The sequence below is a fragment of the Thauera sp. 63 genome (genome assembly GCF_000310165.2).
GTDB lineage: Bacteria > Pseudomonadota > Gammaproteobacteria > Burkholderiales > Rhodocyclaceae > Thauera > Thauera humireducens.
In genome coordinates, this window is sequence record NZ_AMXC01000060.1 from 1 (window position 1) to 5,860 (window position 5,860).

The 5,860-nt window shown below is 69.2% G+C and carries 4 protein-coding genes and 1 riboswitch; all 4 genes read left to right on the forward strand.

From position 1 onward, the window contains the following. Nucleotides 1-74: 74 nt before the first annotated feature. Nucleotides 75-2,921 carry a ribonuclease R gene (rnr, locus tag C664_RS19775; RefSeq protein WP_038012629.1) on the forward strand — a complete coding sequence of 949 codons (2,847 nt, stop codon included), beginning with the start codon at nucleotides 75-77 and terminating at the stop codon, nucleotides 2,919-2,921. Further along, complete coding sequence (rlmB, locus tag C664_RS19780) at nucleotides 2,914-3,666, forward strand: 23S rRNA (guanosine(2251)-2'-O)-methyltransferase RlmB (RefSeq protein ID WP_038012626.1); 753 nt, start codon at nucleotides 2,914-2,916, stop codon at nucleotides 3,664-3,666. Before rnr ends, rlmB begins: the two co-directional genes overlap by 8 nt. A 35-nt stretch (nucleotides 3,667-3,701) precedes the next feature. Then, nucleotides 3,702-3,895: riboswitch (cobalamin riboswitch) on the forward strand. A 47-nt stretch (nucleotides 3,896-3,942) separates the two neighbouring features. Next, on the forward strand, nucleotides 3,943-4,683 hold the full coding sequence (gene bluB, locus C664_RS19785) for a 5,6-dimethylbenzimidazole synthase (protein ID WP_004293572.1): 741 nt from the start codon (nucleotides 3,943-3,945) through the stop codon (nucleotides 4,681-4,683). A 130-nt stretch (nucleotides 4,684-4,813) separates the two neighbouring features. Next, on the forward strand, nucleotides 4,814-5,860 hold a 1,047-nt coding region (locus C664_RS19790), incomplete at its 3' end, for a nitrate- and nitrite sensing domain-containing protein (protein ID WP_004293573.1).

A 5,860-nucleotide genomic window follows, 5' to 3' on the forward strand; every position in this document is an offset into this window, starting at 1 on the left:
GGGGGGGGGGCGACGCATCCGCTGCGGGCCGTGGCCGCGCTGCACACAAGGCTGCGGCAGCACACGTCAGTGCGATCCGCCTCGCCGATCCCTTCCACGAACGTGAGGCGCAGAAGTACGAGCAGCCGTTGCCGAGCCGCGAGTACGTGCTGCAGGTGCTGGCTGAGCGCGGGGTGCCGACGGTGTTCGATGAACTGGCTGTCGCGCTCGACATCCAGTCCCACGAACGCGAGCACTTCGACCGCCGCCTGCGTGCCATGGAGCGCGAGGGTCAGATCGTGCGCAACCGGCGCGACGCCTACCTGCTGCCGGCCAAGGCCGACCTCATCAAGGGCCGCGTGGAGGGCCACCCCGACGGCTTCGGCTTCCTGCGCCGCGACGACGGCGGCGCGGATATCTTCCTCGGACCCAAGGAGATGCGCGAGTTGCTGCACGGCGACCGTGTCCTGGTCCGGATCGCCGGCCAGGATCGTCGCGGCCGCCCCGAAGGCAAGCTGGTGGAGGTGCTCGAGCGCGCCAACACGCGTGTGGTCGGCCGGGTGATCGAAGAACATGGCGTGATGATCGTCGTGCCTGAGAACCGCCGCCTGGCGCAGGACATCCTGATCGCCCCGGGTGGGCGCAAGAAGCCCCAGCCCGGCCAGATCGTGACCGTCGAACTGGTGGAGCAGCCGACCCAGGTCACGCAGCCGATCGGACGCATCGTGGAGGTGCTGGGTAACTATGCCGACCCGGGCATGGAGATCGAGATCGCCCTGCGCAAGCACGACCTGCCGTTCGAGTTCTCGGCGGAGGCCAAGGCAGAGACGCGCAAGCTCCCGGCAGCGGTTCGCAAGAAGGACTGGGCGGGTCGCGAGGACCTCACGAAACTGGCCTTGGTGACGATCGACGGCGAGACCGCGAAGGACTTCGACGACGCGGTGTATTGCGAGCGCCAGGGCAAGGGCTACCGCCTGATCGTGGCGATCGCCGACGTGTCGCACTACGTGGGCGCTGGCAATGGCCTCGACAAGGATGCTTTCGAACGCGGCAACTCGGTGTACTTCCCGCGTCGGGTGATCCCGATGCTGCCCGAGAAGCTCTCGAATGGCCTGTGTTCGCTGAACCCGCAGGTCGAGCGCCTGGCGATGGTTGCCGACATGGCGATCTCGATGACCGGCGACATCAAGTCCTACCGCTTCTACCCCGCGGTGATCTGGTCGCATGCGCGCCTCACCTACACCCAGGTGGCCGCGGCGCTGTACGACAAGGATCCGGCGGTGCGCAACGAGCTGGCCGCGCTGCTGCCGCACCTGGAGAACCTCGACCAGCTCTTCCGCGTGCTGCTGAAGGCGCGCGCCAAGCGCGGCGCGATCGACTTCGAGACCACCGAGACGCGGATGATCTTCGACGACAACGGCAAGATCGCGCAGATCGTACCCGAAGTGCGCAACGACGCCCATCGCCTGATCGAGGAGTGCATGCTCGCCGCCAACGTGTGTGCGTCCGACTTTCTCGCCAGCCGCGAGCACCCGGCGCTGTACCGCGTGCACGACAGCCCCTCCGAGGACAAGCTCGCCAAGCTGCGCGAGTTTCTCAAGGAGTTCGGCCTCGGCCTGGGCGGTGGTGACGAGCCGCGCGCGGGCGACTTCGCCAAGCTGCTCGAGCAGGTTAGGGATCGTCCCGACGCCCAGCTGCTGCAGACCGTGATGCTGCGTTCTCTCAAGCAGGCGATGTACAGCCCGGATAACGTCGGCCACTTCGGCCTTGCCTACGAGTCCTATACCCACTTCACCTCGCCGATCCGGCGCTATCCCGACCTGCTGATCCACCGCGGCATCAAGGCCGCGCTGGCGGGCGAGCAGTACCGCCCCGGCGACTGGGAGCAGATCGGCCTGCACTGCTCGATGACCGAGCGTCGCGCCGACGACGCCACGCGCGACGTGGTCGCCTTCCTGAAGTGCTACTTCATGCAGGACCGCGTCGGCGAGATCTTCACCGGCAGCGTGTCGGCGGTCGTGTCCTTCGGCCTCTTCGTCGCCCTCGACGACATCTTCATCGAGGGCCTGCTGCACATCTCCGATCTGGGCAGCGACTACTTCCACTACGACGAGACCCGCCACGCCCTGCTGGGCGAGCGCACGGGCAAGCAATTCCGCCTGTCGGATCGGGTCAAGGTGCAGCTGGTGCGGGTCGACATGGCGACCAACAAGATCGACTTCCGCCTGATCGAAGGTCCGCTGGCGGTCGAGAAGCCTGTCGCCGTGGTGGAGGAGACGCCGGCTCCCGCACCTCGGCGTGCGCGCAGAACGACAAGGACGGCTGCCGACAAGGCAGCGGTGGAGACCGTCGTCGTGGCAGCACCGGCCGCGGCGCCTGCCGTGGAGGTCGCCAAGCCGGCAAGGAAGACGCGGGCGAAGCCTGCCGCCGTGCCGGCCGAAGAAGTGATTGCACCGGCCGCCACCGCGGCAAAGCCGGCGCGCAAGCCCCGGGACAAGGCGCAGTCCGTGCCGGAAACGGCCCCCACGCCGGTGATGCCGGCGCGTAAGTCGCGCGTCAAGGCCGCAACGGCGCTTTCCGCGCAGAAGGCGCCGCAAGCGAGCGTGCTCGACGATATCTGGCAGAAGGCGGCCGACCAGGAGGCAGCGGCGCAGAAACTCGCGGCGGAGGAGGCGGCCAGCGCGCGGGCCGGCAAGAAGCGCAAGGCGGCGGACAAGGCGGAGGGCAAGCCTGCGAAGAGGGCAAAGGCACCCGCCGCCAAGGCCAAGTCCAAAGTCAAGGCGGGCGCCAAGGCGAAGCCTGCAGCCAAGCCAGCGAAGAAATCCGCTGCGAAGGCTGTGAAGGCGTCCGCGACCGTTGCCGAGCCGGTAGAATCGCGCGCCTCCAAACCGGCCGCACGTCCTGGCGGCAAGACCTCGACCAAGGGAACCCGCCGTGGCTAAAGCCCCAGAAACTGTCTCCACCCGCCTCATCTACGGCTTCCATGCCGTTTCCGCCAAGCTGCGCCACGCGCCGGATTCAGTGCTGGAAATCTTCCTGTCCGGTGATCGCAAGGACGCCCGAGTGCGCAAGTTCGTTGCCCAGGCCGAGGCCGCGGGCGCACGCATCACGTCCAGCGAAGGCGACAAGCTCGACGCGCTGGTCGGCACGCGGCGCCACCAGGGCGTGGTGGCCAAGGTCGACGCCACGCGGCGCGACATCAAGCTCGCCGACGTGCTCGACAGCCTCGAAGAGAATGCGCTGATCCTGGTGCTCGACGGCGTGCAGGACCCGCACAACCTCGGCGCCTGCCTGCGCGTGGCCGACGCCGCCGGTGCGCATGCGGTGGTGGCGCCGAAGGATCGCGCGGTGGGCCTCAACGCCACCGCGGTCAAGGTCGCCAGCGGTGCGGCCGACACCGTGCCCTACATCACCGTCACCAACCTGGCCCGCGCACTGCGCGAGATGCAGGATGCCGGCGTGTGGGTGGTCGGTGCCGCCGGCGAGGCCGAGAAGTCTCTGTATGAGATCGACCAGAAGGTGCCCGTGGCCTGGGTGCTGGGTGCCGAAGGCGACGGCCTGCGCCGCCTGACGCGCGAGACCTGCGACGAACTCGCCCGCATCCCGATGCACGGCAGTGTCGAGAGCCTGAACGTGTCGGTCGCCAGCGGCATCTGCCTGTTCGAGGCGCGTCGCCAGCGCGGCTGAACGGTTCCGGCGAGCCCCGTCTTTGGGGTAACCTCTCGCCCTTCGAGCTTCGGGGTGCCCGCGCCAGTCGCGGGAGAATCGGGAAAGCGGCGCAACTCCGCTGCGCGCCCAGCGCCGTTATGGGGATTGTCCGGGCATGGTTTGCCCAGCCACTGGTCCGCAAGGATCGGGAAGGCGCCCGGACGAGATGATCCACAGCCGGAAGACCGGCCCCGAAGCGTATCAAGCAGCCGCCTGGTCGGCGGTTGTCCACTGCTCTACGACAAGGGGAATTTCATGAGCAGTCCTTCGCAGGCCGTCCAGACCGATCCGCAGTTCAGCGCCGAGGAGCGCGCCGCCGTCTATCGGGCCATCCACACCCGGCGCGACGTGCGCGGCCAGTTCCTGCCCGACCCGATCCCGGACGAGGTGCTCGCGCGCGCGCTGACGGCCGCCCACCATGCCCCGTCGGTCGGCTTCATGCAGCCGTGGGACTTCGTGCTCGTGCGCTCGCGCGAGGTGCGGCAGAAGATCCAAGCCGACTTCCGCGCCGCCCATGCCGAGGCTGAGCTGATGTTCGAGGAAGGCAAGCGCGACACCTATCGCAAGCTCAAGCTCGAAGGCATCCTCGAGGCGCCGGTCAACCTGTGCATCACCTGCGACCGCAGCCGCAACGGCCCGGTGGTGATCGGCCGCACCCACATCGGCGCGATGGACGTCTACAGCGCGGTGTGCGCGGTGCAGAACCTGTGGCTTGCCGCCCGAGCCGAGGGCCTGGGCGTGGGCTGGGTCAGCATCCTCCACCAGCAGACCTTGCGCGAGGCGCTCGGCATTCCGCAGGACATCGTGCCGATCGCCTATCTGTGCATCGGCTACGTCAGCCATTTCTACGACAGGCCCGAGCTGGAGTCGGCGGGTTGGCTCAAGCGCATGCCGCTGACCGAGCTGCTGCACTTCGACGGCTGGCGGGGCAGGGCGGACGAGGCGGGCGAGCGGCTGGTCGACGAGATCGGGCGGGTGCGGCCGATCCTGAAGTAGGGGCGTGCTGCGGCCGGGTGATCCCGGTCGACACCGTGTGCGCGGCGGCATGCCCAGCCACGTGCACAACTCTTGCTTGTCCCCGTGGGCGCGACTCCCTCGCGCAGACCCCACACCCCCGGAGGACGGCATGAAGACGGCGCTCGCATTCCTGCTCGCAGCGCGCCGCTGCGAAATCGACGATCTCGAACGGCTCGCGCTCAGCTGCGAGCTGGTGCAGGCGGTGAGCGAACTCGTGCATCAGCTGCAGCGCGAGCGCGGTGCCTCGAACGTTTTTCTGGCGTCGGACGGCGCACGATTCGGCGCCCAGCGCGAAGCGCAGCTCGATGCGAGCCGGGCGGCCGAGGCCGAGGTGCGGGCCTGGCTCGACCGGCCCGAGCTGGGCGGCGAGCGGGCCGGCGCATTGGTGCTGGGCGGTGCCAGGCTGTTCACCCGGGTCGCGCTTGCGCTGCATGCGCTCGATGCCTTGCCCGACCTGCGTGCCGACGTGGCCGCCCAGCGCTGCCGCCCCGACGCGGCGACCGCACGCTACAGCGAGATCGTCAGCGCACTGCTCGCGCTGGTGTTCGATGCCGCCGACGTGGCGGTGGATCCGGAGGTTTCGCGGCTGCTGGTGGCGATCTTCAATCTGATGCAGGGCAAGGAGTTTGCCGGACAGGAGCGTGCGCTGGGCGCGGCGTCATTCGCAGCGGGTCATCCGGCGGCCGATGCCATGCAGGCCATCCAGTACCTGGTCGAGGCGCAGTCCCAGTGCTTCCGGCGCTTCGAGGCCTTCTGCGGCGCCGAGGTACTGCGCCAGTGGCAGGCACTGCAATCCATCATGCCGCTGGCCGAGCTCGAGCGGCTGCGCCGAGTGCTGCTCGCGTCCGGCCCCGGGGCAGCCCTGGATTCCGCCTGCGCGGAGGGTTGGTTCGCGTGCTGCTCGCAGCGTCTGGACCAGTTGCACGAGGTGGAGGTGGCGCTGGCGCGCGGCCTGGGCGACGCCTGCGCGCGCAAGATCGCGGCGACGCGGGACGAGGCGCGCAACCAGGCGAGCCTGCTGCAGGCCTTGTCCGCCGCATCCGAGCCGCGGGCGCCGCTGGAGATGCTCATGGGCGGCGAGCTTGCCGACGAAGCGGTGCCCGCCCGCACGGCGCCAGGCGCCGAGCGGGTCGAGGCGCCGGGCGCCGAAGCGCTC

Bases quoted from the DNA above. Each gene is read 5' to 3' on its own strand.
- bluB (WP_004293572.1), top strand. From the start codon at position 3,943: ATGAGCAGTCCTTCGCAGGCCGTCCAGACCGATCCGCAGTTCAGCGCC.